This is a genomic window from Paracoccus sp. TRP, assembly GCF_000185925.1.
Classification (GTDB): Bacteria; Pseudomonadota; Alphaproteobacteria; order Rhodobacterales; family Rhodobacteraceae; genus Paracoccus; species Paracoccus kondratievae.
On record NZ_AEPN01000005.1, the window covers coordinates 76,297 to 101,484 of the forward strand.

General features: G+C 66.1%; 23 protein-coding genes. 6 read left to right on the forward strand and 17 right to left on the reverse strand.

Annotated elements, in window-relative coordinates; all coding sequences use genetic code 11:
- Window positions 1–102: 102 nt before the first annotated feature.
- Both PARACOCCUSGL_RS20280 and PARACOCCUSGL_RS0104725 read left to right on the forward strand, forming a co-directional pair.
- Window positions 103–2,334 (forward strand): OmpA family protein, encoded by a 2,232-nt coding sequence (locus PARACOCCUSGL_RS20280; RefSeq protein WP_227493376.1) that lies wholly within the window; start codon window positions 103–105, stop codon window positions 2,332–2,334.
- Window positions 2,335–2,371: 37 nt separating this feature from the next.
- Complete coding sequence (locus PARACOCCUSGL_RS0104725) at window positions 2,372–2,704, forward strand: hypothetical protein (RefSeq protein WP_010393630.1); 333 nt, start codon at window positions 2,372–2,374, stop codon at window positions 2,702–2,704.
- 72 nt (window positions 2,705–2,776) lie between these two features.
- On the opposite strand, the gene PARACOCCUSGL_RS0104730 is transcribed toward PARACOCCUSGL_RS0104725, so the two are convergent.
- From PARACOCCUSGL_RS0104730 to PARACOCCUSGL_RS0104745, 4 genes are all read right to left on the reverse strand, one after another.
- Complete coding sequence (locus PARACOCCUSGL_RS0104730; RefSeq protein WP_010393633.1) at window positions 2,777–3,961, reverse strand: amino acid aminotransferase; 1,185 nt, start codon at window positions 3,959–3,961, stop codon at window positions 2,777–2,779.
- A complete protein-coding gene (gene sseA / locus PARACOCCUSGL_RS0104735) occupies window positions 3,961–4,821 on the reverse strand; it encodes a 3-mercaptopyruvate sulfurtransferase (RefSeq protein WP_010393634.1) in 861 nt (286 codons plus the stop codon). Before sseA ends, PARACOCCUSGL_RS0104730 begins: the two co-directional genes overlap by 1 nt.
- A 64-nt stretch (window positions 4,822–4,885) precedes the next feature.
- Window positions 4,886–5,356 carry an SsrA-binding protein SmpB gene (gene smpB, locus PARACOCCUSGL_RS0104740; RefSeq protein ID WP_010393636.1) on the reverse strand — a complete coding sequence of 157 codons (471 nt, stop codon included), beginning with the start codon at window positions 5,354–5,356 and terminating at the stop codon, window positions 4,886–4,888.
- Between the two features lie 47 nt (window positions 5,357–5,403).
- Window positions 5,404–5,874, reverse strand: a complete 471-nt coding sequence (locus PARACOCCUSGL_RS0104745) for a low molecular weight protein-tyrosine-phosphatase (RefSeq protein ID WP_010393638.1) — start codon at window positions 5,872–5,874, stop codon at window positions 5,404–5,406.
- Between the two features lie 92 nt (window positions 5,875–5,966).
- Here PARACOCCUSGL_RS0104745 and PARACOCCUSGL_RS0104750 point away from each other — a divergent pair, with 92 nt between their 5' ends.
- A complete protein-coding gene (locus PARACOCCUSGL_RS0104750; protein ID WP_010393640.1) occupies window positions 5,967–7,628 on the forward strand; it encodes a thiamine pyrophosphate-binding protein in 1,662 nt (553 codons plus the stop codon).
- 9 nt (window positions 7,629–7,637) lie between these two features.
- On the opposite strand, the gene PARACOCCUSGL_RS0104755 is transcribed toward PARACOCCUSGL_RS0104750, so the two are convergent.
- The 6 genes from PARACOCCUSGL_RS0104755 to PARACOCCUSGL_RS0104780 form a co-directional block, all read right to left on the reverse strand.
- Window positions 7,638–9,062, reverse strand: a complete 1,425-nt coding sequence (locus PARACOCCUSGL_RS0104755; RefSeq protein WP_010393643.1) for an inorganic phosphate transporter — start codon at window positions 9,060–9,062, stop codon at window positions 7,638–7,640.
- On the reverse strand, window positions 9,059–9,526 hold the full coding sequence (locus PARACOCCUSGL_RS0104760; RefSeq protein WP_010393646.1) for an NUDIX hydrolase: 468 nt from the start codon (window positions 9,524–9,526) through the stop codon (window positions 9,059–9,061). The genes PARACOCCUSGL_RS0104755 and PARACOCCUSGL_RS0104760 overlap by 4 nt, the downstream gene beginning before the upstream one ends.
- Window positions 9,523–9,954, reverse strand: coding sequence for an alternative ribosome rescue aminoacyl-tRNA hydrolase ArfB (gene arfB, locus PARACOCCUSGL_RS0104765; protein WP_010393648.1), 432 nt, complete (start codon window positions 9,952–9,954; stop codon window positions 9,523–9,525). Before arfB ends, PARACOCCUSGL_RS0104760 begins: the two co-directional genes overlap by 4 nt.
- Window positions 9,955–10,020: 66 nt before the next feature.
- Window positions 10,021–12,072 (reverse strand): penicillin-binding protein 1C, encoded by a 2,052-nt coding sequence (gene pbpC / locus PARACOCCUSGL_RS0104770; protein WP_010393649.1) that lies wholly within the window; start codon window positions 12,070–12,072, stop codon window positions 10,021–10,023.
- A 374-nt stretch (window positions 12,073–12,446) separates the two neighbouring features.
- Window positions 12,447–13,571: a YcjF family protein gene (locus PARACOCCUSGL_RS0104775; protein ID WP_010393651.1), complete on the reverse strand. Its 1,125-nt coding sequence runs from the start codon at window positions 13,569–13,571 to the stop codon at window positions 12,447–12,449.
- Between the two features lie 9 nt (window positions 13,572–13,580).
- On the reverse strand, window positions 13,581–14,948 hold the full coding sequence (locus PARACOCCUSGL_RS0104780; RefSeq protein WP_010393653.1) for a YcjX family protein: 1,368 nt from the start codon (window positions 14,946–14,948) through the stop codon (window positions 13,581–13,583).
- Between the two features lie 111 nt (window positions 14,949–15,059).
- On the opposite strand from PARACOCCUSGL_RS0104780, the gene hrpB reads away from it, so the two are divergent.
- Window positions 15,060–17,477, forward strand: coding sequence for an ATP-dependent helicase HrpB (gene hrpB, locus PARACOCCUSGL_RS0104785; protein ID WP_010393656.1), 2,418 nt, complete (start codon window positions 15,060–15,062; stop codon window positions 17,475–17,477).
- 3 nt (window positions 17,478–17,480) lie between these two features.
- On the opposite strand, the gene PARACOCCUSGL_RS0104790 is transcribed toward hrpB, so the two are convergent.
- From PARACOCCUSGL_RS0104790 to def (PARACOCCUSGL_RS0104820), 7 genes are all read right to left on the reverse strand, one after another.
- On the reverse strand, window positions 17,481–18,029 hold the full coding sequence (locus tag PARACOCCUSGL_RS0104790) for an HdeD family acid-resistance protein (protein ID WP_040601721.1): 549 nt from the start codon (window positions 18,027–18,029) through the stop codon (window positions 17,481–17,483).
- Between the two features lie 139 nt (window positions 18,030–18,168).
- Window positions 18,169–19,062 (reverse strand): methionyl-tRNA formyltransferase, encoded by an 894-nt coding sequence (gene fmt / locus PARACOCCUSGL_RS0104795; RefSeq protein ID WP_010393660.1) that lies wholly within the window; start codon window positions 19,060–19,062, stop codon window positions 18,169–18,171.
- A 26-nt stretch (window positions 19,063–19,088) separates the two neighbouring features.
- Window positions 19,089–19,964, reverse strand: a complete 876-nt coding sequence (locus PARACOCCUSGL_RS0104800) for a dienelactone hydrolase family protein (protein WP_010393662.1) — start codon at window positions 19,962–19,964, stop codon at window positions 19,089–19,091.
- On the reverse strand, window positions 19,949–21,586 hold the full coding sequence (locus PARACOCCUSGL_RS0104805; RefSeq protein WP_029371523.1) for an alpha/beta-hydrolase family protein: 1,638 nt from the start codon (window positions 21,584–21,586) through the stop codon (window positions 19,949–19,951). The genes PARACOCCUSGL_RS0104800 and PARACOCCUSGL_RS0104805 overlap by 16 nt, the downstream gene beginning before the upstream one ends.
- Window positions 21,587–21,648: 62 nt before the next feature.
- Complete coding sequence (gene def / locus PARACOCCUSGL_RS0104810; protein WP_010393666.1) at window positions 21,649–22,149, reverse strand: peptide deformylase; 501 nt, start codon at window positions 22,147–22,149, stop codon at window positions 21,649–21,651.
- 57 nt (window positions 22,150–22,206) lie between these two features.
- Complete coding sequence (locus PARACOCCUSGL_RS0104815) at window positions 22,207–22,722, reverse strand: peptide deformylase (protein WP_083825814.1); 516 nt, start codon at window positions 22,720–22,722, stop codon at window positions 22,207–22,209.
- Window positions 22,715–23,236 carry a peptide deformylase gene (def, locus tag PARACOCCUSGL_RS0104820; RefSeq protein ID WP_010393670.1) on the reverse strand — a complete coding sequence of 174 codons (522 nt, stop codon included), beginning with the start codon at window positions 23,234–23,236 and terminating at the stop codon, window positions 22,715–22,717. The genes PARACOCCUSGL_RS0104815 and def (PARACOCCUSGL_RS0104820) overlap by 8 nt, the downstream gene beginning before the upstream one ends.
- 78 nt (window positions 23,237–23,314) lie before the next feature.
- On the opposite strand from def (PARACOCCUSGL_RS0104820), the gene PARACOCCUSGL_RS0104825 reads away from it, so the two are divergent.
- Window positions 23,315–24,499: a MalY/PatB family protein gene (locus tag PARACOCCUSGL_RS0104825; RefSeq protein WP_010393672.1), complete on the forward strand. Its 1,185-nt coding sequence runs from the start codon at window positions 23,315–23,317 to the stop codon at window positions 24,497–24,499.
- Entirely contained in the window at window positions 24,496–25,140 is a 645-nt protein-coding gene (locus PARACOCCUSGL_RS0104830; RefSeq protein ID WP_010393674.1) for a murein L,D-transpeptidase family protein, read from the forward strand. Before PARACOCCUSGL_RS0104825 ends, PARACOCCUSGL_RS0104830 begins: the two co-directional genes overlap by 4 nt.
- The last annotated feature ends 48 nt before the right edge of the window (window positions 25,141–25,188 follow it).

A 25,188-nucleotide genomic window follows, 5' to 3' on the forward strand; every position in this document is an offset into this window, starting at 1 on the left:
GCCCGCAGGGATTACATGCGGCAGGTCGGAAACAGCCCGAAGGTCTCCCTGATGGCCAATTCCCAGCAATCCGCAGGTCGTCCCCCGCGCCGGGGCCCCGCGGTGGCTGTAAGCCTTATCGCCCTTGCCGCAGCGGCGGGCCTGTCCTTTTTGGCTGCCCGCGCGGCGGCTGATTTCATCGAAACCCGCTCGGCGACGGATCTGCGCGCGGCGCTGGCCGGTTTCGACTGGGTGACGGTGACGACCGACGGGCTGCAAGTCCGGCTTGAGGGCATCGCCCCCGACGAGGTGCAGCGTTTCCGCGCCCGGGCCCGGGCCGAGACGGTGGTTGATGCCGGGCGGGTGACCGATGCCATGCAGGTCACTGCCAGCGCCGAACTGGCAACCCCCGCTTTCGAGGTCGAGCTTTTGCGCAATGACGAGGGCATTTCGATCATCGGGCTTGTCCCTGCCGATCTGGACCGCGCCGGGCTGATCGGTCAGTTGAAACGCCAGACAGGGGCAACCCGCATCTCGGACCTGATGGAGACCGCCGATTATGCCGTCCCCGAAGGTTGGGAGAACGCCTTTGCCTTTGGCATCAAGGCAGCCGAACTGGCCAGACGGGCCAAAGTCTCGATCGCGGCGGGGGAGGTCTCGATCCGTGCGATCACTGACAGCCCGCGCGAAAAGGCGGCGCTCGAGGCAGCTTTGAACCGGGCGAAACCCGCGTCGGTTCGCCTGACGGCTGAAATTACCGCACCACGGCCGCTGATCGCCCCCTTTACCCTGCGCTTTGTCAAGGATGCGGCAGGCGCGCGGTTTGATGCCTGCTCGGCCAATGATGAGGCCGCCCGTGACCGTATCCTTGCCGCAGGACGCGAGGCCGGGGTGCCAGAGGCGGCGCAATGCACCCTTGGCCTTGGCGCGCCCTCGGCTCGCTGGGGCGATGCGGCGGTTGCGGCGGTTGCGGCGGTCAATGACCTTGGCGCGGGCTCGGTGACGATCTCGGACACCGATGTCGCGCTGTTCGCCCCCGCCGATGTCGAGGCTGCCAGCTTTGACGAGGTGGCCGGCCGGCTAGAGGCGGCGTTGCCCGATGTCTTTACCCTTAGCGCCGAGCATGAAGAGGCGACCAAGGGCGAGGCGGGCCCTGCCGAGTTCTCGGCAGTTGCAGACAGCAGCGGTGTCGCCCTGCGTGGCCGCATCACGGATGAACGGATGCGCGAGGCGGTGGAAAGCCTTGCGCGCGCCCGTTTTGGCCGGGTGGACAGCGCGCTGCGCAGCGACGCTTCGGTGCCCGATGGCTGGACCCTGCGCGCCATCGCCGCGCTTGAGGCGCTGAATGCGCTGGATCGTGGCAACGCGACGGTGACACGCGATCTGGTGCGGGTCAGCGGCGTGTCGGGCAGCCAGACCGCCTCGGATGCGGTGGCGGCGCGGCTGGCACAGAGACTGGGCGCAGGGGCGCGTTATGAGCTGGCAATCCGCTATGACCGGCGGCTGGACCCGCTGCTGGGTCTGCCGTCGGGTATCGAATGCGTGGACCGGCTGAATGCAGCGATGCAGGAATCCGAAATCGGGTTCGAGCCGAACAAATCGGTTATCGCAGGCGACCCGGGTCCGACGCTTGAGCATCTGGCCGAGACGATGGCGCTATGTTCTGATTTCCGCATCGAGATCGGCGGCCACACCGATTCGCAGGGTTCCGAAGGGTTCAACGCCGAACTCTCGCGTTCGCGGGCGCAGGCGGTTCTGGCGGCGATGACCGAGGCGGGGATCAACACTTCGAATATGACCGCCAAGGGTTATGGCGAAAGCCGCCCCATCGCCGATAACGACACCGAGGCCGGGCGTGAGGCGAACCGGCGCATCGAATTCACCCTGCTTGGCGAAGAGCCGGTGCAGACCGAGGCCCTGGCGCCGGCTGAACTGGTCAAGGGTGTCACCGACAGTCCCGAAGAGGTCGCCGCGCGGGCTGCCGGGGCAGCATTGCGCGCCGTGACCGCCGCTGTTGGTCCGGTGCTTGGCGTGCCGACTGATCCCGAAGCCGCAGCATTTGCTGCGACCGAGCCGGTGCGCCTGCTTGTCTCGGGCGTCGATCCGGGGCGCATTGCCAGCCAGCCTGCGCAAGAGGCGGGGTTGCCTGAACTGCCGCTGTTGCAGGCCGCGACCCTGCCAGCCGCGCAGCTTTTGCCTGATCCTGACACGCTGGTTGCCCCGGCCGAGGCTGCGACTGCCCCTGCGCAAAAGGCTTTGCGCGGCGCGGCGGTCGAGGCGGGGACTATCCCTGCGCAAGAGGCCTTGCATGTGAACCGCCCCCTGCCGCGGCCTGAAGAGCCCCGAAAGCCATGACCAGATCCGCCCTGTCCCTTTTATCAAAGCCGCGCGCATGAATCGTAACGAACTCATCCTGGCGACCGCGATCCTTCTTTTTGCTGCCTTCCTTTTGGGATGGTTCGCAAGCTGGCTGGTCCATCGCCTGTCCCGCGCCACCCGCGCCGAGATGGGCGAGCTGGAGACGATGGCCCAGCAGCTGCACGAGGCAGAAGAGGCGCGCGAGCGTGCCGTCAGCGCTCTTGAGATGCGCGAGGCCGATCTGATCGCCCGGCTTTCGACCGCCGAGGCCGAGCTGCGCGCGGCGCAGGGCGAATTGCAGGAAAGCCAGACCGAGATCGAAGAGCTGCGGGAATATATCGACCGCAAGCTGGGCCGCAAAACCTGAGGACCGGCGGATAAAAGAAAAAGCCGCCGGGCAGGGCCGGCGGCTTTTGCATGTGACTGGCGGTGCTCTGGCTTAGACGCCGGCTTCGATGATGGCGCGGGCCAGAACCGGGATGCTGTTTTCGTTCAGTCCGGCGATGTTGATCCGCGAATCCCCCACCATATAGACGGCGAATTCGTCCTTGATCTTTTGCACCTGCTCGGGCGTGGCGCCCAGACGCGAGAACATGCCGCGATGGCGGGCGACAAAATCGAAACGGTCCGAACCCGACAGGTCGCGCAGTTCGCTTGCCAGTTGTTCGCGCAGCTTGAGCATACCGTTACGCACCGCCTCCAGTTCGGCCATCCAGTCGGCGCGCAGCTCGGGCGTGTTCAGCACGGTCGAGACGATCTTTGCGCCGTGGAAGGGCGGGAAGGAATAGGTCTGGCGGTTCAGGAAGGCCATGGCACCCTGCGCAAGCTCGCGCGTGCCCGCATCGGTGCACAGCGCCAGCAGGCAGCCCGTGCGTTCGCGGTAGATGCCAAAGTTCTTGCTGCACGAGGCGGCGATCAGCACCTCGGGGATGCGCGAGGCGATCAGCCGGGTGCCGGCCGCGTCCTCTTCCAGCCCGTCGCCAAAGCCCTGATAGGCAAGGTCGATCAGCGGCATTGCGCCGGTTTTTTCAAGGACCGAGGCGACCTCGGCCCATTGCTCCAACGTCAGGTTGGCGCCGGTCGGGTTGTGGCAGCAGCCGTGCAGCAGCACCACATCGCCTTTTTTCGCCTGGGCGATATCGGCCTTCATCGCCTCGAAATCGACGCCGCGGGTGGCACTGTCGAAATAGCGGTAGGTCTGGACCGGAACGCCCATGAAATTCATGATCGAGATATGGTTCGGCCAGGTCGGGTCCGACACAAAGACCCGCAGATCAGGGTTCGCCATCCGTGCCAGTTCCAGCGCCTGACGGATCGCGCCCGTGCCGCCGACGGTGGCCAGCGTCGCCGTCGTTTCAGGCTTGAGGCCCTGACCAAGGATCAGGTCGCCCATCGCCTTCTGAAAATCGGGCTCGCCCGAAAGGCTGGCATAGGTCTTGGTGGTCTCGGTCTCAAGCATCCGCTGTTCGGCGGCGTGGACGGCGCGCATGATCGGCGTATGGCCGGTGGCATCCTTATAGACCCCGACGCCCAGATCGACCTTGCCCTGACGGGGGTCGGCCTTGAATTCGCCCATCAGGGCCAGAATCTTGTCGGGGGCCTGTGGTTTCAGATTGCCCAGCATCACGCTTCTCCGGTTGCGATTTTGAGGTCGGGGAAGCTGCCCCATTCGGCCCAGCTTCCGTCATAAAGCGAATGGTCCCGGTGCCCGATCCGTTCAAGCGCCAGAAACAGCGAAGCCGCCGTTACCCCCGACCCGCAGGTGGTGATGACGGGTTTCGTCAGATCTACGCCGGCCGCCTCAAACTCGGCGCGCAGCGCGTCGGGGGATTTCAGCGTGCCGTCGGCATTGTAGAGCCGGCCAAAGGGCAGGTTCTTTGAGCCGGGGATGTGACCCGAGCGCAGGCCGGGCCGCGGTTCAGAGGCCTCGCCGCGGAAACGCTCGGCCGAGCGGGCATCGACAATCTCGTGATCGGCAAGCTTGCTGGCGGCGGCAACCTGCGTCACGTCGCGCACCAGCGCCGCCTGACGCTGCACGGTAATGTGGCGGTCACGCAAAACCGGGGGCATGTCCTCGACCGGGCGGTCCTCGGCCCGCCATTTGGCAAAGCCTCCGTCCAGAACGGCCACGTCCTGTTTGCCCATCAGCTTGAAGGTCCACCAGACCCGCGCTGCCGAACGGACCGGGGAATTGTCATAGACCACGACCTGATGGCCGTCGCCGATCCCCATGGCGCGCATACGGCTGATGAACATTTCGGGCTGCGGCGCCATATGAGGCAATTCGCTGCGCTTGTCCGATATCTCGTCGATGTCGAAAAAGCGCGCGCCCGGGATATGTGCGGCCATGTATTCGGCACGCGCGTCGCGACCGGGTTCAAGAAGCCACGTGGCGTCGATGATACGCAGGTCGGGATCGTTCAGATGGGCCGCCAGCCAGCCGGTCGAGACCAGCACTTTCGGATCGTCGGAATCGATGGACATCGGCCTTTCCCCCCGCGCGCAGAAACGACACCGATGTAACCGCAGCCGCGCGGGGCGGCAAGGCTTAACCCTGCTTCAGCAAACGCTGTTTCTGCCGGTTCCAGTCACGTTTGGCGGCGGTCTCGCGCTTGTCGGCGACCTTCTTGCCCTTGGCGATGCCCAGTTTCAGCTTAACCCGGCCGCGATGGTTGAAATACATCACCAGCGGCACCAGCGTCATGCCCTCGCGCCCGACCGCCTGCCACAGCCGGCTGAGTTCGCGTTTCGACACCAGCAGCTTGCGTCGGCGCCGTTCCTCATGCCCGAATACACCGGCCTGTTTATAGGCCGCGATATAAGAGTTGATCAGCCATAGCTCACCCTCTTCGACCGAGGCATAGCTTTCGGCGATGTTCGACTGGCCGGTGCGCAGGCTTTTCACCTCGGACCCGGTCAGTACGATGCCAACCTCGAGATCGCTTTCGATAAAGTAATCGAAGCGCGCCCGGCGGTTCTCGGCGATGATCTTGTAGTTCGGGTCGGATTTCGTGGCCATGGTCGGGCAGAGATAGGGCCGGGCGTGGCGGCTGTAAAGGCCGGGCCTTATTCTTGTCCAATGATGCGTTGCAACAACGCGTGTGCCCCGGCAGTCACGTCGCGCCAGGTGATGTCAAAGCCCCCGGCCTCGCCGAAATAGGGGTCGGCAACCGATTGTCCTTCGCGCCCGGGCACGTGATCCAGCAGCAGCGACAGCCGAGCGCGCCCGTCCGCAGGCGCGATGCGGCGCAGATCCGCCAGGTTCTGCCCGTCCATGGCAATGATAAAGTCAAAGCGGTGAAAATCCTCGACCGCAACCTGTCGGGCGCGAAGTTGCGAAATATCGATCCCCGCCCGCGCTGCCGTTGCCTGCGCCCGGCGATCCGGGGCATGGCCGATGTGCCAGTCGCCGGTTCCTGCCGAATCAATCAGCACCTGCACTCCGGCGCGCCCCGCCGCGTCGCGCAAGGCAGCCTCGGCCAGAGGCGAGCGGCAGATATTGCCCAGACAGACGAAAAGAACCGACGGCATCGACATGACGAACCTCACTTGACCGGCTGTATCTTGCCAGTTCCGCCCAAGCTGGCCCAGACTGGCGGGAAAGAAAAGCACAGGGGGAGAAGGCAGAGATGCGGCACGGCGGACAAATCCTTGTCGATGCGCTGAAGGCGAACGGGGTCAGGCGGGTCTTTTCGGTCCCCGGCGAAAGCTTTCTTGCGGTGCTGGACGGGCTGCATGCCTCGGGTATTCAGAACGTTGTTTGCAGGCATGAAGGCGGTGCCGCGATGATGGCCGAGGCGCATGGCAAGCTGACCGGCCGTCCGGGGGTGGCTTTTGTCACTCGGGGGCCCGGCGCGACCAATGCCAGTGCCGGGGTGCATGTGGCGCGGCAGGATTCGACGCCGATGATCCTGTTCGTCGGCCAGATCGCCCGCGCCGACCGCGACCGGGGAGCCTTTCAAGAGGTCGATTACCGCGCCATGTTCGGCCCGCTGGCGAAATGGGTTGCCGAAATCGACCAGACCGAACGCATCCCTGAATATGTCTCGCGCGCCTTTCATCTTGCCATGTCTGGTCGACCCGGTCCGGTGGTGCTGGCGCTGCCCGAGGATATGTTGTCCTCACGCGCCGAGGTGCCGGACCTTGCCCCGGCGGCACAGCCGCTTTCCGCCGTTGCTGCCGAATCTGTCGCGGCGATCGCGCAGGCGCTTGCGGGGGCCGAGCGGCCTTTGGTTATCCCGGGCGGGACGCTTTGGTCGCAAGCGGCTGCCGATGCGCTGGCACGCTTTGCCAAGGGCTGGGGCCTGCCGGTGGCTGTGCCCTTCCGCCGTCAGGGGCATATGGACAACGCCCATCCGAACTATGTCGGAGACCTTGGTGTTGGCATGAACCCGGCTCTGGGGCAGGCGCTGGCGCAGTCGGATTGCCTGTTGTCGCTGGGTTCGCGGCTGGGTGACACGCTGACACGTGGCTATGAGCTGATGGACCCGACGCGACCCCATGCCCGGGTGATCCATGTCCATCCCTCGCCTGATGAGCTGGGGCATCTGTGGAGGCCTGACCCCGGGCTGGTCGCCGATCCGCGCGTGGTGGTTTCCGCTCTGGCAGATTTGCCCGCGCCCCGGCGATGGGATGGCTGGACCCGGGACCTGCGCACTGCCTATGAAGCATGGCAGGATCCGCGCCCCACCCCCGGTGCAGTCCGGATGGAAGAGGTCGTGCGCTGGCTTTCGGACCAGTTGCCCCAGGATGCGATTATCACCAATGGCGCGGGCAATTACGCAGCTTTTCTGCATCGCTATTACCGCTTTCGCCGCTTTGGCACCCAGCTTGCGCCGACGTCGGGTTCGATGGGCTATGGTTTGCCCGCAGCCATTGCGGCCAAGCTGGAACATCCTGACCGCACCGTCATCTGCATGGCCGGGGATGGCTGCCTGCAAATGACGGTGAATGAGCTTTCGACCGCTGCCCAGCACGGCGCGGCGATCATTGTCATCGTCGCCAATAACGGCCAATACGGTACAATCCGGATGCATCAGGAGCGCAGCTACCCCGGTCGCGTTTCGGGCACGGCGCTGGCCAACCCGGATTTCGCCGCACTTGCCTGCGCCTATGGCGGCCATGGTGAGCGGATCGGGCGGCAGGAGGATTTCGCCGATGCGTTCCAGCGCGCCCATGCCTCGGGCCGGCTGGCGGTGCTTGAGCTGGTGCTTGACCCCGAGGCGCTTAGCACCGGGGCGACGCTTTCAGAAACCCGCACGGCAGGAGAGGCTGCCCTGCGTCGCGCGTAAGAGCCGGGCCTAGAACCCGCCGATCCAGACCAGCAGCGCGGCAAGAAGCGCGGCGGCGGGTACCGTCACCAGCCATGCGCCCAGAATCATGCGCATGTACGAGCGGCGTACCAGATGGCGGCGGCGGCGCTCTTCGGCGGGCAAAGGGGCGGGGTTCGCGGTCAGCCTGCGGTCGCGCAATTCGCGGTAGAAACCGACCCCGAATACGCCCCCGACCGCCACATGCGTGGTCGAGACCGGCAGCCCCATCAGTGAGGCACCCAGCACCGTCGCCGCCGTCGCCAGCGAGACGCAAAGCGCCCGAGACGCGTTCAGCCTTGTGATGCGGCTGCCGACCATATGCACCAGCCTGCGACCGAAAAGCAGAATGCCAAGTGCAATCCCCAGCCCGCCCAAAAGCAGCACCAGCCGACCGCGCAGGCCGTCATCGCCCCCTGCCGACAGGCTGTCGAGGATGATGGTCAGCGGTGCCGCAACGTTCGAGGTGTCATTCGCGCCATGGGCAAAGCCCAGCACCAGCGCAGCCGCTGCCAGCGGCACGGCCAGCAGTTGCTTCATCGCCAGCCGCCCGGTCGGCTCGCCCTGCGACAGGCGCTTGAGTTGCCGGCGGGTGAACAGCCAGCCAAGCAGGCCGCAAAGCAGTGCCAGCGCCATATTCAGCACTGGGCGTGATCCCTGGACGGCGGCCTCGGCCACTCCGGCCAGCATGGCCGAGGTCAGCCCGACGATAACCGGCATCCAGTGATGTGCGGCGGCGACGCGGTCATCCCGATCCAGCACCAGCCCGCGCAAAAGCGCCATCAAACCCGCCGCGACGACGCCAGCCACCACGGGCGAGATGATCCAGCCAAAGGCAATCATCGCCATGGCGGGCCAGTTCACTGCGTCGATGCCAAAGGTCGCCAGGCCCGCACCAGCAATAGCGCCGACCACCGAATGGGTGGTGCTGACCGGGGCATCAAGCCATGTCGCAAGGCTGATCCAGCTGCCTGCCGCCAGCAACGCGGCCAGCATCATGCGCGCTGTCGCCTCGCCCTCGCCAAGGGTGCGCCCGACCAGCCCCTCGGTCAGGGTGGCGGTGACGGCGCTACCGGCAAGGACCGCGCCCAGAACCTCCATCACCGCGACGAGGATCAGGCCGGTGGTCATGCCGATCGCACCTGCGCCGACTGCCGGGCCAAGCGCGTTTGCGACGTCGTTGCCGCCAATCGACAGCGCCAGATAGGCTGCGACGGCCATGCTGGCGGCAAGGATCCCGATCGCCGGCTGGTCCGAGAAAAAGCCCGTGCCGATATAGCTGGCAGCGGCGATAAAGATCAGGGCCAAGCCCAGCCGCAATAGCGAACGCGCCGAATGCAGGACCGCGCGCTCGGTATTCGTTACCCGGCGCAGGTCTTTGTCGAGGGTGCGGTATTCGCGGGGTTCGCGCCTCATTTCGGGGGCGACTGTCGTTTAAAGGGCAGGTCGTGCAGGATCTGCTGCAACCCCGTTTCGGCTACCAGCCGGGCGGCGTCCTCGGGCGGGAACCAGCGGCGCGTGCGTTCATGCGCTTCGGGAAAATTCCGTTCGAGCTTGTCAACATAAAGCGGAAAGACCCGAACCTCGACCGGGATGGCAAAGCCGCGATCCTGATCCTTGTCATAACGATAGCGGCCGATCTCTGTCTGATCGACACGGCCTTTGACGCCGGCTTCCTCCCACGCCTCTTGTCGGGCGGCATCGGCAAGGCTGCGGCCCGGCATCGGCCAGCCTTTGGGCACAATCCAGCGCCCGGTGCCGCGGCTGGTGACCAGCAGCACCTCGCCCGTTGATTCATTCAGGCACAGTGCCGCGACCTGCATATCAGGGGGGCGACGACCGATCAGCCGCGCCAGCTTTTCGCGAAAGGCGACGATCATGCCGGGTCCTCCCCGTCGCGGATACGGCCCCGCATCGCCTTGACCTCGCCACGCTGGTTCTTGGCCGCCAGGCGGCGGCGCTGGCTGCCCAGTGTTGGCCGGGTCGGGATGCGCTTGCGCGGCGCGATCAGCGCCTGCCGGATCAGTTCGGCCAGCCGCTCGCGCGCCATCTCGCGGTTGCGGGCCTGACTGCGGGTTTCCTCGGCCCGGATCAGTACCGCACCGTCCTGTGTCCAGCGCCGCCCCGCCAGCCGTTTCAGCCGTGCCTTGACCGGAGGCGTCAGATGTGGCGAACGCTCGGCCTCAAAACGCAGCTCGACGGCGGTTTCGACCTTGTTCACGTTCTGCCCGCCCGGTCCCTGAGACCGGGAAAACTGTTCGGACAGCTCCCATTCCTGGATCGTGATCTGGTCGTTGATGCGCAGCATAGTGCGAATATGTCGCAAAACGCGCGTAAGAAAAGGCCAAGCGAATCACGAATCGCGCAATTTGTGTCAGTGCAGCCGGATTGCCGCACTTGCCGAGGCGCCATCTGCATCCACAACCGTAAGCTGAGCAAAGCCGGGCCCGGGGTTGGGCAGGTTTGCCGTCGGCTGCGCCTGTGCGATGGCAGCGGGCGCCCCGTTCAGCAGAAAGGTCCATGGGCCGCGTCCGCCCCGCGCCTTGGCGATCAGGGGGCCGTCGGTGTCGATCTCGGCCCCGTCTGGCGGATAAGTCAGGCGCAGGGCGTCCGGACCGGCGGGGCGGGCTGCCATTGCGCTGGCTTCACCTGCCGGGGCAAAGCGGCGCAGGGGCAACGGCAGGGCGCTGTTTGGCAGGGTCAGCGTCTGCGGCGGGGGCGGTGGCAGTGCCACCGCCGGCAGGGCGTCGAACAGGTCAAACAGCACCGGCGCGGCCAGATCGCCGCCAAAGGCGCCGGGCACGGGCGTCCCGTCCGGCCGGCCAAGCCAGACCGCACCGACCCGTGCCCCGTCATAGCCCACCGCCAGCGCGTCACGGTGGCCGTAAGATGTTCCGGTCTTATAGGCCAAAGGCCGCAGCCGCGTGCCATGCGGCGCGGGGTTCTGGCTAAGGATATGCCCGACCTGCCATGCCGCGACAGGGCCGAACATTGGTGTGCGGCGTTCCTCGCCCCCGCCCGGCAGTGGCGACAGGGTGATTGCCCGCCCGCCCCGCGCCAGCGCGGCATAACCCTCGGCCAGACCTTCAAGCGTAACCCCCGCACCACCAAGCACGATTGCCAGGCCCGGTGCATCCCCGGTCAGGCGCAGCTCAATCCCGCCGCGGCGCAGCGCCTGGGCGATGCGGTTCGGGCCGACCGCTTCGGCCAGTTTGACCACCGGAATATTCAGCGACCAGATCAGCGCGTTTTTAAGGCTGACTGTGCCACGAAAATGGTGGTCAAAGTTCTGTGGCTGCCAGCGGCCAAAGGCGGTGGGCCGGTCCTCGATCAGCGTTTCCGGATGGGCAAGCCCGTCGTCAAAGGCCAGCCCATAGACAAAGGGCTTCAGCGTCGAGCCGGGGCTGCGCCAGGCCCGCGCCATATCCACGAAACCCGCCGAGGCGTTGTCGGTCCAGTCGGCGGCGCCGACCTCGGCAAGGATTTCGCCCGTGCGGTGATCGGCCAGAACGATTGCCGCCGAAAGCCTGCGCCCGGCCCCGACCACGGCACGCGAGGCCAGCTCTTCGGCCCGGCGTTGCAGGCGGGCGTCGATGGTGGTTTCGATCCGGGACGCGCCGGGGTTTTCGCGTACCAGTCGCGCAGCCAGCAGCGGCGCAAGCGCCGGAAAGGCGCGGCGCTGGTTCGGCACAGGCTCGGCCATCGCGGCCTTGGCGTCCGAAACCGAAATCAGCCCTGCATCGGCCGCCCGCGCCAGCACCCGGTCCCGCGCTGCCTTGGCTGCGCTGGGCGAACGGTCGGGGCGGCGCGCCTCGGGCGATTGTGGCAGGGCGACCAACAGGGCTGCCTGAGCAGGGGTCAGGCGGCGGGGCTCTTTGCCAAACCATTGCAAGCTGGCAGCACGGATGCCCTCGACATTCGCCCCATAGGGAGCAAGCCGCAGATAAAGTTCAAGGATCTGGTGTTTTTCAAGCCGCCGTTCCAGCGCCAGCGCAAGGCGCATCTGCCGGGCCTTACCTGCCCATTGGCCGGTCGGCCCTTCTTCAAGCAATCGCGCGACCTGCATGGTCAGGGTCGAGCCGCCCGAGACCACGCGCCCATAACGCAGCGCCTGCCAGCCCGCACGGATGATTGCGCGTGGGTCGATACCGGCGTGATCGGGAAACCGGCGGTCCTCCCATAGCAAAAGCATGTCGATCAGCAGCGGATCGACCGGCCCGGCGTCCAGCCGCCAGCGCCCGTCCGCGACCTGAAAGGCGCGCAAAAGCGTGCCGTCCCGTGCCACCACCTCGGCCCCGACCTGCACATCAAGCCGGGGGATCCTGGTCGCTGCGACCCAGTCGTCAAACCGGTCCCGCGCGCCGGCTCCAAGGCCAAGCAGCAAGACAGTCGCAAACAGTACAAGGGCAACGCGGCGCGGACTCATGCCTGATCCATACGCCAGTTGGCAGGAAGAGAGAAACGGCTGTTTGCACGATGGGGATGTCTCTGATGTGCTGGTTCAGGCCGGTATCCTGGAGCGGTTAGCCTGGGCCCACTTTACCTGCACCCGAGGGCTCTGGGGGTTTATCCCCGCGCGTGCGGGGAACATGCCCTTACAATCTGCTTGATTTGCTGCCGGAATGGCCCATCGCCGCGCTCTCGGGGAACATAAGGGCGCCAACATGCCCGACAATATGTCGTCTGGTTCATCCCTGCACGGCACGCGCGGGGCACACCCTATCCTGACGGTGATGCCGCCTGATCGTCCGGAGCCTCTCGGTCGATTCGGCGAACGTAAGATCATCGTGCCGGGGGCGGCTACTTCTCGGTGTCCTCGCCGAAAAGCCCCTTCAGGCCGCGTGCGATCAGATTGCCGACCCGGGGGCGGGGCTGGTGGATGAAGGGCAGCGGACGGCAGACCTCCATCGCTGCGATGCCGACCCGGGCGGTCAGAGCCCCGTTGACCACCCCTTCGCCAAAGCGTTTCGAGACCTTGGCGAGCAGCCCCCCTCCGGCGACGGTGTGGATCAGGTCGTCGCCGGCCGCGACCGCCCCGGTGGCGATCAGATGGGTCATCACGGTGCGCGCTAGCCGCCAGCCGCCCACTGCGCCCGCCCGACCGCCATAGATTTCGGCCATGCGGCGGATCATGCGCAGGTTTGCGGCCAGCGCGGCAATGATATCTGCCAGCGCCAGCGGGATCAGCGCCGTGGCGGCGGCGACGGTGCGGGCGGCTGCCTCGATCTCGCGCCGGGCCTCGATGTCGAGGGGCGCGAGCAATTCGGTCTCGGCCAGCGCGATCAGGGTTTCGGCATCATAGGTATCGCCCTTGCGTTCGCGCAGGCGCGTCAGGCCCCATTCAAGCTCGGGCCGGGCGCGATACAGGCTTTCCATCCGGTCCACCACATGCCGCGCCGACCTCAAGTCGTTTGCAGCCAGTGCCGCCCCGGCCTCGCGGTTAATGCCGTCGATGGCGGCAAAGCGCGACCAGGCACGGAACTCGCGAAACGCCATCGCCAGCGCGGCAAGGCAGAACAGGACCATCAGGCCGATGCCGATCCAGCCCAGCAGCGGGTAGCTGTTCAAGAGGTCGGTCAGATAGCGCAGCGCGGCGACCGACAGCAGAAAGGTGAACAGCGCGACCCCGGTATTGATAAAGAACCGCGTCAGCCGTGACGGGCCACGCCCGACCAGCCGCGCCACAAGCTGCATGGTGCGCGGCTGTGGCAGGGGGGCCAGGCCGTCGTCAATCATCGGCGCATCCGCGGGCGAGGGTGCGGCGTCGCCTTCGCGCAGCTCGGTCCGGGGTGGCTTGCGGTCGCGCTGATCGGGGCGGGGATCGAACTGGGCGCCGGGTTGTGGCGGTTCAGTCCGGGACAGCTCGGGCTGGACATCGTCCAACTCCAGCAGAACCGGTCCGCGCCGTTTCGGAGGTTCAGCCATTGCGCTCTCCTATAGCCTGTCGCCGATCAGGAATTCGGCCGCGCGGTCCAGACGAATATGCGGAGGTCCATCGCCCGGCCGCATCGTGTTCGGTGCCGGGGCAAAGTTCATGATCGCGTAATCTCCGTCCAGCCAGCGCGTCGCGCCCTGACTGGCGGGAACCAGCAGTTCCGATGGGTTGGCCGGCAACTCTCCGGGGTAGAATGCCGCCTGCCGCCCGTCCATCAATGTGCCGCGCACGGCGGGCAGGTCCTCGCCGTCCTGCCGGATCATCTCTTCGGTGGTGGTGCGCAGCGAGGCGATGGACATGGCCTCGGTCCGCGCACCCGAGAAATCGGCGCGGTCGCGGGCCTCGCGCAGCATGGCGGTGGTGATGCCGGTCAGGCGCGGGTGCTGGATATGGTGCAGATGGTCGGCCTTGGTCGCGGCAAAGAGGATGCGTCCCACGCGCCGCGCACCCAATAGCTGGGCAAGCCAGCCCGCGCGTCCGGGTCGGAATGCGCCAAGGATATCGGCCATGGCGCGGCGCATATCCTCGACCGCCTGCGGCCCTGCATGGATCGCGCCCAGCACATCCATCAGCACGACCTGCCGGTCGATGCGGGCGAAATGGTCGCGAAAGAAGGGCCGGACCACCTGTGCCTTATAGGCCCCAAAACGGCGGGCGAATTCGCGGCCCAGAGGCGTTGACCGCATCTCATGCGGCAGAGGGGTAAAGGTCAGCGCCGGAGAGCCGTCAAGCTCCCCCGGCATCAGGAAACGGCCGGGGGTGCAGTCCGACCAGCCCGCTTCGCGCGCCAGATGCAGGTGACGGGTATAGGCAGAGGCCAGCGCCTGCGCTGCCGTTTCGTCAAAGCGGGCGGTGTCGGTGCCGGCAAGTGCGGCGCGGAACTCCAGCACGCCGGGGCGCCGCTCCATCCTGTCCAGGACCTCTTGCGACCATTGATCAAAATCCTTGTCCATCAGCCGCAGGTCCAGCAGCCACTCGCCCGGGTAATCGACGATATCAAGATGCAGGACCTGCTGGCCGCGCCAGCCTGCGATCAGCCCGCGCGGCTGGACCCGCAACGACAGGCGCAACTGGCTGACGTGGCGTGTGCCTTCGGGCCAATGCGGATCGGGGCCGGTCATTGCCGCGAGATGCCGCTCATAATCAAAGCGCGGCACGGTATCGTCGGGCTGCGGCTGCAACCATGCTGCCTTCAGCGAGCCATCCGCCGCTGCGCGCAGCGCCGCCATCCGCCCCCGGTCAAGCAGGTTCGCAACCAACGAAGTGATGAACACGGTTTTGCCTGCCCGCGACAGGCCCGTCACCCCAAGGCGCAGCACCGGGTCGGAAATGCCCAGGCCCTGCATCAGATCGTCGGCTATCCCCATTCGGTCCCTCGCATTGGCCCCAGCATCGGCGGGATCAAAGATAGGCAGGCCGGGGCCGGATGTGTAGAGGTCCCTCTTTTCGCTCCGGCGGTGCTTTGCCATAACGCGGGGATGGATCTGCCCATCGACGCCGTATTGCCCCAGTTGACTGCCGCGCTGACCGCCCATGGCCGCGCGGTTCTGATGGCACCGCCGGGTGCGGGCAAGACGACGCGCGTGCCTTTGGCGCTGTTGCCGGTCGTCGCGGGCCGGATCGTCATGCTTGAGCCGCGCCGCCTTGCCGCCCGTGCCGCGGCCGAGCGTATGACCGAAACGCTGGGCGAGCCTTTGGGTCGCACAGTCGGCTATCGCATCCGCGGCGAGGCGGTGCCGGGCGCGCGTATCGAGGTGGTGACCGAGGGCATCCTGACCCGGATGATCCAGTCCGACCCCGGGCTTTCCGGCATCGGTTGCGTGATCTTTGACGAATTTCACGAACGCAGCCTGAACGCCGATCTTGGCCTTGCCCTGACGTGGGAGGCGCGCCAGGCCCTGCGTCCAGACCTTGCGTTGCTGGTCATGTCAGCGACGCTTGATACCGAGCCGGTGGCGGCGCTGCTTGAGGATGCGCCTGTCATCCGCTCTGAAGGCCGCGCCTTTCCGGTCGAAACCCGCTGGCTGGGCCGTCCCCTGCCCGCAGGGGCCCGGCTGGTGCCCGAGGCGGCGCGACTGATCGCCGAGGCCGAGTCGACGACCCGTGACACTGGCGGCACCATCCTGGCCTTTCTGCCGGGCGAGGGAGAGATTCGCCGCGTCGGGGCAATGCTTGATACCGATGCCGAAGTGCTGCCTCTTTTCGGCAACATGGACTTCAGGGCCCAGCGCGCTGTTTTGCATCCGACGGGTGGCGGGCGGCGGCGGATCGTGCTGGCAACCTCGATCGCCGAGACCTCGCTGACCATTCCAGATGTGCGGGTGGTCGTGGATGCGGGCCGGGCGCGGCGCGCGCGCTTTGATCCCGGTTCGGGCATGTCGCGGCTGGTGACCGAGCGGGTCAGCCGGGCCGAGGCCGAACAGCGCCGGGGCCGTGCCGGACGAGTCGCGCCCGGCATCTGCTACCGGCTATGGGCGCGGGCCGAAGAAGGGGCCCTGCCAGCCTTTGCCCCACCCGAAATTGCGGTGGCCGATCTGACCGGATTGGTGCTGGAACTGGCGATCTGGGGTTCGGATGGGCGAGACCTTGCCTTTCTGACCCCGCCGCCCGAGGCAGCTTTGGCCGAGGCGCGGGCACTGCTGCGCGATCTTGGCGCGTTGGATTCATCTGATCGTATTACCGATCATGGGCGGCGGCTGGCACCTTTGCCGCTGCATCCGCGGTTGGCGCATATGCTGGTCACTGCGGGGCGCGAGGCAGCCGATCTGGCTGCGCTGATGGCCGAGCGTGACCCGCTGACAGGCGCGCCTGCTGATCTGACCCTGCGGCTTGCCGCAATCCGTGACCAGCGCGCCTATCAGGACCGTCACCCCTGGCCTGTAAACCCCGGTCCGTTGCACCGCATTCGTGATGAGGCCAAGCGCCTGCGTCGCATGGCGGGGGATGGAGCTGCGGCGGGGCTGTCGCCCGGCGCGATGGCGGCGCTAGCCTATCCCGACCGCATCGGATTGCGCCGCAAGGGCGATCAGCCGCGTTATGTCCTGTCAGGCGGCAAGGGTGCGGTTCTGCCCGAGGGCGATGCTTTGGCCGGCGATCGCCTGATCGTCGCCACCGATCTGGACGGAGACACCCGTGAGGCGCGGATCCGCATGGCCGCCCCCATCAGCGAGGAAGAGCTTCGCGCCCTGTTTCCCGATCGTATCGAAAGCGTCGAACTGGTCGAATGGTCACGCCGCGACAACCGCGTCATCGCTCGTCGGCAGGAACGGCTGGGTGCGTTGGTGCTGGCTGATCGTGTGATGGACGACGCCGACCCTGCGGCCCTTGCGCGCGCCGCCTTTGAGGGGCTGCGCGCCAATGGCCTGAGCTGGACCCCCGCGGCGGCGAGGCTGCGGGCGCGGATCGCTCTGATCCCTGAGCTGGGTGCGGTGGATGATGCAAGCCTGCTTGCTGAACCTGACTGGCTGCTGCCCTGGCTCGGCAAGGTGCGGACACTTTCAGATCTGCGCGGACTCGATCTGACCGAGGCGCTTAAGGCCCGTATCGGCTGGGATGGGCAGCGTCGGCTGGACAAAGAGGCTCCGGCATATTTCCTGACACCTTTAGGCCGCAAAGTGCCCATTGATTATGATCACGAGACCCCTTCGATCGAGCTGAGGCTGCAAGAGCTTTTCGGTGTCGCGCGGCATCCGCGCGCAGGCGGCAGGCCCCTGCGCATCACCATGCTGTCACCCGGGGGCAAGCCCGTCGCGGTGACGACGGACCTGCCGGGTTTCTGGGCGGGCGGCTATGCTGATGTCCGCAAGGATATGCGTGGTCGCTATCCACGCCACCCCTGGCCAGAGAACCCGCTGGAGGCCGACCCGACCACCCGCGCCAAACCGCGCGGGACCTGATGGTCAGGCGCTTCTTAGCCGCCGCAGCCGGAAGGCCAGCGCGATCATCACCACGCCGATCAGCAGCGCAAAGGTTCCGATCAGCCATGCGATGCTGAGCAGGCCCGCCGCCGGCAGCAGCGCCATCAGCACACCCCAGGTGATAAGCAGCAGCCCGCTGAGTCCCAGCGCCCATTCACCCTCGATCTCGTGCTGCAGGCGGATGGCGGCGACGATGCGGAAGACACCGGCGACCACACCCCAGGCGGCCATCCAGATGATGAAGGCCAGCGCCGTCGCCTCGGGCCAGAACAGGGCCATCAGGCCGATGACAATGGACAGCAACCCGTCCAGCGCCCAGGCCCACCAGCCATCGTCCGAAGACTTGCGACGGAAGGCAATGACGATCGCCATGACCCCGTCAAAAATTGCATAGGCACCAAAGACCAGCAGCAGCATATAGACCGTCAGGCCCGGCCAGACCAACGCCATCAGGCCGAAAAGGATGGCCGCGATGCCGCGCAAAAGCGGCACCCACCAATGGTCGGCCATCACACGGATCAGATTTTCCATGATCGTCATCCCCCTTTCCAGGATTACCGGACCAAATCATATTGTTCCGGTGTGACAGGGAAATATTAACATGGTGTTAAGCGGAACGGCCTGCAAGCGCGAGTTCATCCATAGGTTGTAACGAAATCGCTACAGCGCCTCAGCCAAGCCGTGGGGGCAGGGTCAGGCCGCGCAGGATTTCGATTGCGGGCATGGGACGTTTGCCTTCGCGCTGGGCCTCAAGCACCTCGACCGCGCCTTCGCCGCAGGCGATGGTAAAGCCCGACAGAACTTGCCCCGGCGCACCTGAACCGGGGGCAAGGCGCGAGCGCAAAAGCTTCACCCTTTCGTCCCCGATCAGACACCACGCGCCGGGAAAGGGCGACAGGCCGCGGATCTGGCGGTCGATCTGGGCGGCAGGCTGGCTCCAGTCTATCCGCGCCTCGGCCTTGTCGATCTTTTGGGCGTAGGTCACGCCTTCGGCCGGTTGTGGGCGGGCAGGTTGCGGCAGACGCTCCAGCTGTTCGACGATCAGCGCGGCGCCCATCTCGGCCAGCCGGTTGTGCAGATCGGCGGTGGTGTCCTCGGGACCGATGGGGGTGCGGGCCTCGGCCAGTACCGGGCCAGTGTCCAGCCCCGCCTCCATCTGCATGATGGCGACGCCGGTTTCGGCGTCCCCGGCCATGATGGCGCGGTGGATGGGCGCCGCCCCACGCCAGCGCGGCAGCAGTGAGGCGTGGATATTCAGGCAGCCAAAGCGCGGCGCGGCCAGCACCGCAGGTGGCAGGATCAGGCCATAGGCGACGACGACCGCCACATCGGCACCAAGATCGGCGAATTCCGCCTGATCTTGCACGGATTTCAGCCGCTCGGGCGTACGGACGGGCAGGCCCAGTTCCGCGGCAGCGCGCTGCACCGGCGAGGGGCGCGGCTTTTGCCCGCGTCCCGCCGCGCGGGGCGGTTGGGAGTAGACCGCGACGACCTCATGCTGCGTGGCGATGGCCCGCAGCGCCGGGACCGAGAAGTCGGGTGTGCCCATGAAGATGACGCGCATTGCTGCCCTCCGTTACTGTGGCGACCTCATATCCCGGCTTCGGCGGCGGCAAAACCCATGAAGGCGCGGATATCGCGGGTCGCCTGTGCCCGGGCTGGTGCATTGAACTCCAGCGGTGAGAGTATGGAACGCTCACTTTGGTCAAAGCCGTGGTTGATGCCGGGATAGGTGATGACGTCGAGATGCGCACCTGTCGCGGCAAGATCCGCCGCCATCTGTTGGCAGTCGGCGGAATCGGTGATCGAATCCTCGGCCGCCAGCAGCATCAGCATTCGCACCCGACCCGGCCACGGCCCCTTGGCCGCACCACTTAGCAGGCCGCAATAGGGGTAAAGCACCACCGCTGGCCCAAGCTGGGCGGTCAGGCTGTCGGGCGGCGCGGGCCATTCCGAAAGGCCGGGAGGGGGCGTGTCAGAGGACAGCTCGCGCATCAGCTCCATCACCGTCCAGCCCCCATGCGACGCCCCGAGCAGCGCCACATCCGAGGCATTGATCCCCGGCATGTCGCGCAGCGCCGCGAGTGCCACGGCCAGATCGGCGGCCCGCTCGGCCCCTGGCAGGACCTGCCCCGCGCAAAGCGCCCGCCACGCCTGTGCCCTGTCCAGCGATCTTGGCGCGTGGCTGTCAAGGATCAGCGCCGCCCGACCCATGGCAACGTATTGTTGTGCCCAATAATCCATATTGTCATGCACCCCGTCGCAGCCCGACAGCAGGATTGCGGCGGGATGCGGGCCGGGCCCTTCGGGGCGCAAAATGCGCCAGTAGGGTTCAAGCCGCGCCAGCCGTTCGGCGGGGGTTTCGGTCGCGGGCTGCCAGCCGGCATAGTTGCGCGCCGTGTTCAGCACGAGCACAAGCAGCACCAGCCCGGGCAGCACCAGCGCCAGGATCAGCCCTTTGCGCATCCCAGCCTTCCGTTCTGACCGCAGATGGCCTTGAGCCGCTGTGTGTCGGCGGCGCTCCAGCCCTCGGGGGCGGTCACGGATACCCAGCCATCAATATAGTCATGCGCGTGATAGGTATGGCCAAATCCGGGCGGGGCCGAGGTCGAAACCAGCAAGTCCACCGCCAGCTGCAACTGTGTCACCACCGGGGTAAAGCGCAACCGGGGCGAAACATCGGGGGCCAGCGGCTCGCGCATCCATTGCGGTTCGCGCCACAGCGAGACGGGATCATAGAAGACGATCGGATCGCTGGCATATTGCAGGAACAGGATGCGCAGCCGGCCCCATGGGCGACCCGAGCGGTCGGGCGATGCGAACTGGCTTGCATAGCGGATCACCTCGCCGTCATCGACATCGGGCAGGACAAGGCGGCTGCCGGGTTCGCGTGCGTCATTGGCCTGACGCCACAGGGTCGACGGAAAGGGCGGCCCGGCCCAGAACGCGCCCGAGACCGGTTCGTTCATCATCTGGAACGGGTTGAAGGCATACATCGACGACCAGGCCCCAAGCGAGATGCCGTGCAGATAAAGGCGTGGTCTTTGGTCCTGCGGCAGCTGGCGCCAGTGGTCATAAATGACGCGCATCAGCGCCGTGGTCTGGTCAAGGCCGGATTCGGTCTCAAAGATCAGGGCCAGAGGGCTTTGCAGATAGGAATATTGCACCCCTACCGTCGCCACGTCTCCGCCATGCATATATTCCAGCGCATCGTAACTTGCCGGGTCCATCCAGCCGGTGCCGGTCGGGCTGGCCAGCACCAGCACCTTGCGGTCAAAGGCGCCGACGCGCAGCATTTCGTCCAGTGCCACCTTGGCGCGGACCTCGGGGTCCTTGTCCTGCGCAAGGCCGACATAGATGCGCAAAGGCTCTTTGGCCGGACGGCCGGTAAAGGCCGAGATATCGCTGGCGCGCGGCCCGCTTAGCACAAAGTCGCGGCCAGGCTTGCCCATCAGCCCCCAATCGACCCCCGAGGCGGCCGAGCCTGACTGCCATGGCTCGGATGGTGGGCCAAGGTTGGGATCGGTCAGGTGCTGGGCGGCGGCGTAAGAGCGGTCGGCAATGCGCATCGCCCAGTTCACCACCCCGTCGCGGGTCAGGGTGACGACGATCATCGCGGCGAGCAAAAGCCCCAGCACGTTGGCGCTGCGCGAGGGGATATGGCGCGCAAGCCGCAGGCGCAGAAGGTCAAACAGCGCTTGCAGCCCCCGACCGAACAGAAACAGAGCCAGAAACACCACCAGTGCCAGTCCCAGCATCTTGGCGGTGTTATTGGCCTCAAGATCCGGCATGCCCATGCGGACACGGATGCTGTTTTGCCACTCGACAGACAGGATGAGGGCGCGTGCGAGCAGGATCAGCACCGGCACCGCCAGGACCGCATGGGCGATACGGGCGGCGCGGTCTTTCAGTCCCGGCAGCTCAAGCGTGCGCCAGATCGCCAGCAGGAACTGGGTCAGCACATAGCCCGCCGCCATGGACATGCCTGCCAGCACCCCCTGCATCATCCAGTCGCGTGGAATGAGCGAAGGGGTCAGTGACGCTGAAAATAACAGCAATCCGGCCAGAAGAGGAAGGAGGGAGAACATGTGCTGGGTCCAGGCGCTGGTTGCGACCCAAGCCTAACCCCCCGCATTGCGAAAGAAAACCGTCAGCGGCGGGTCAGCTTGGCCGATTTGGCCACCATCATCTTGCGACGCAGGGGGCTGAGGTGATCGACGTAAAGCCGGCCGTTCAGGTGGTCGATCTGATGCTGTACCGAGGTCGCCCACAGGCCGACGAAATCCCGGTCCTCGATTTCACCGTCGGCGTTCAGAAAGCGCACGGTGACAGCGCGGGGCCGCTCGATCCGGGCCGAGACGCCGGGCAGGTTGGGGCTTGCCTCTTCATGGGGGCGCAGCTGCACGCTGGCATGCAGCACCTCGGGATTGGCCATACGCACCGCCTGACCACGCTTTTCCGAGGCGTCGACCACCGCCAGCCGCATCATGATCCCGATCTGGGGTGCGGCAAGGCCGACGCCCGGCATTGCCTCCATCGTGTCGATCATGTCGTCCCAGATCATCCGCACGGTTTCGGTGATCTCGGCGACCGGCTCGGCCGGAGTGTGTAACCGGCGGTCGGCATAGGGCAGGAAAGGGCGGATGGTCATCGAAAGGGCCTTGTCAGCAGAGAAAGCCCGGCTAGCACGGCGGCAGGCGAAGGTAAATCATTCCCCTGTGTCCTGCGGTCCCGTGCCAAAATCAAGGATCAGGCGACCGTCGAGATGGTCGGCCTCATGCTGGGCGATACGTGCCTCGATCCCTGTCAGGGTCAGGCTTTGCGGCTGGCCTGCAAGATCAAGGCAGCGCAGCCGCACCGTGACTGGTCGAGTTACCGCCACCGGATGATCGGGGATTGAAAGGCAGGCTTCCTCCATCGTGCCCACCTCGCTGCCGAGGGGCTCGATCTCGGGGTCGATCACAATGCGCGGACTGGGTGCACCCTCTTTCCAGCCGTGATCCATGACAAAGATGCGCCAGGGCTTGCCGATCTGCGGTGCGGCAAGGCCACGCCCACCCGCGTCATACATGGTTGCCAGCAGATCGGCGGCAAGTTCATTGATCCGGTCGCGGGACAGTGCCGCTGCCGGATCGCAGCGGTGACGCAATGCGGGATGGGGATGGATCAGGACGGGCCGGACGCGGCCCTGTCTTGCAGGTGCAGGGGGTGCGGGCTTAGCCACGACCCCGCTCACGCTTGAGCTTGACCATCTTGCGGGTGATCATCTGGCGCTTGATCGGGCCGAGATAGTCGATGAACAGCTTGCCATCGAGGTGGTCGATCTCGTGCTGGGCGCAGGTGGCCCACAGCCCTTCAAAATCGCGCTCATGGGTTTTGCCGTCGAGGCCCAGCCAGCGGACCTTGACCTGGGCGGGCCGGGTCACATCGGCATATTGGTCGGGGATCGAGAGGCAGCCTTCCTCATAGGTGTTCAGCTCGTCGGAACGCCAGGTGATCTCGGGGTTGACCATGACCACGGGGTTGCGCGGGGCCTCGGGGTCCTTTTCGCAGTCCATGACGTAAAGCCGTGACAGGACGCCAACCTGCGGCGCGGCCAGGCCAACGCCCGGCGCGTCATACATCGTGGCCAGCATGTCGGCGGCCAGCGTTTCGATCTCGGGGGTGATGCGGGCCACAGGCTCGCAGATCTTTTTCAGCCGCGGATCGGGGTGGAGGATGATGCTGCGCAATGTCATGCCCGTGATCTAGGGCAAGCCTTGGCCTTGCGCAACAAGCCGCTATGGTGTCAGCGAATGGAAACCGAGGTATGACCCATGACGCTGCCTGACTTTGACGAGTTGATCGACCGCACCGGAACCACCTGCTCCAAATGGGATGACATGCAGGCGACCTATGGCGTCTCGCCTCGTGACGGGATCGCGATGTGGGTGGCGGATATGGATTTTCGCCCGCCCGCTTCGGTGCAGCAGGCGGTCGAGCGTCTGGCCGCGCATGGCGTCTATGGCTATCCCGGCGCGAACCCGGCTTATATCGAATCGATCCGCTGGTGGATGGCAAACCGCCACGGCTGGCAGGTTGAGCCCGAATGGATCCTGTCTGCGCATGGGCTGGTGAACGGAACCTCGATCTGTGTCGATACCTTCACCCAGCCGGGCGACCGCGTCATCCTGATGACCCCGGTCTATCACGCCTTTGCCCGGGTCGTCCGCGCCTCTGGCCGCGAGGTGGCCGAGTTTCCGCTGGTCATTGAGGACGGTCAGTACCGTCTGGACTGGGAGGGCTGGCAAAGCCTGCTGACCGGACGCGAGCGGATGCTGATCCTTTGTTCGCCCCATAACCCCGGTGGCCGGGTCTGGAGCACCGAGGAACTGCGCCAGATCGCCGATTTCTGTGCAGCCCATGACCTGATTCTGGTCTCGGACGAGATCCATCACGATCTGGTCATGCCGGGCAGCCCGCGGCATACGGTTTTGGCCAATGCTGCGCCCGAGGCTGCGGCGCGGCTGATCACGCTGACCGCCGCGACCAAGACCTTTAACATTGCGGGCGCACATATCGGCAATCTGATCGTGGCCGATGAGGGGCTGCGCAAGCGGCTGCAGGACCGGATGATGGCCGGGGGCATCTCGCCCGGGCTTTTCGGGCCGGCCATGGTCGCCGCCGCCTATTCGCCCGAAGGGGCCGTCTGGGTCGATGCGCTGGCCGATTACCTTGACGGCAACCGCCGCATCTTTGACGACGGGGTGGGCGCGATCCCCGGCCTTGGCTCAATGCCCTTGCAGGCGACCTATCTGGCATGGGTCGATTTCTCGGGCACCGGGATGGAGCGGGCCGAGTTTACCCGCCGGGTCGAGCAAGGTGCCCGAATCGCCGCCAACCACGGCGGCACCTTTGGCACCGGAGGCGAAAACTTCCTGCGGTTTAATATCGCCACCCAGCGCGCCCGTGTCATCGAGGCGGTGGGACGGCTGCAAGAGGCATTCCGCGACCTGCAATGAAGCGGCTTGGCGCGATCTTTTCGGTGCTTTGCCTTGCGGCGTTGCTGTGGGGGCTGTGGCTGATCTGGGCCCCTCAGCCCGCCACCTTGCCGCCGCCGGGCAGTACGCAGCCGCCAGCTTCGGGCTGGCACTGGCCGCGGCTGCCCGAATTCCGGCTGCCCCATATCGCGCTGCCGCCGATCTTTCAGCGCCCGCCAGCGCGGCCCGAGGCGCCCATTGCCTCGTCCGTACAGCGCATTCTGGTCGAAAAAGCTGCCCGCCGGATGACCGTCTATCAGGAAAGCGGACCGCCCAGGACCTTTCGCATCGCGCTTGGCTTTGCGCCAGATGGTGACAAAAGCCGTGAAGGCGACGGCCGCACCCCCGAAGGCATTTTTCGCATCGACCGGCTGAACCGCAACAGCGCCTATCACCTGTCGCTTGGCATCGACTATCCCCAGCCTCATCACCGCGAGGCGGCCCGGCGCATGGGTGTCAGCCCGGGCGGAGACATCATGATTCACGGCCAGCCGAACCAGATCCCCGACGGCTATCGCGTCAAGGGTGACTGGACTGCCGGCTGCATCGCCGTCACCAATGACGAGATCGAAGAGATCTTTGCCCATGCCCGTGTCGGCACCGAGGTCGAGATCCTGCCCTGAGGTTCGCCCTTGCGTGCCATCTTGCCGCAGCCTCTGCCCAAGGATAAG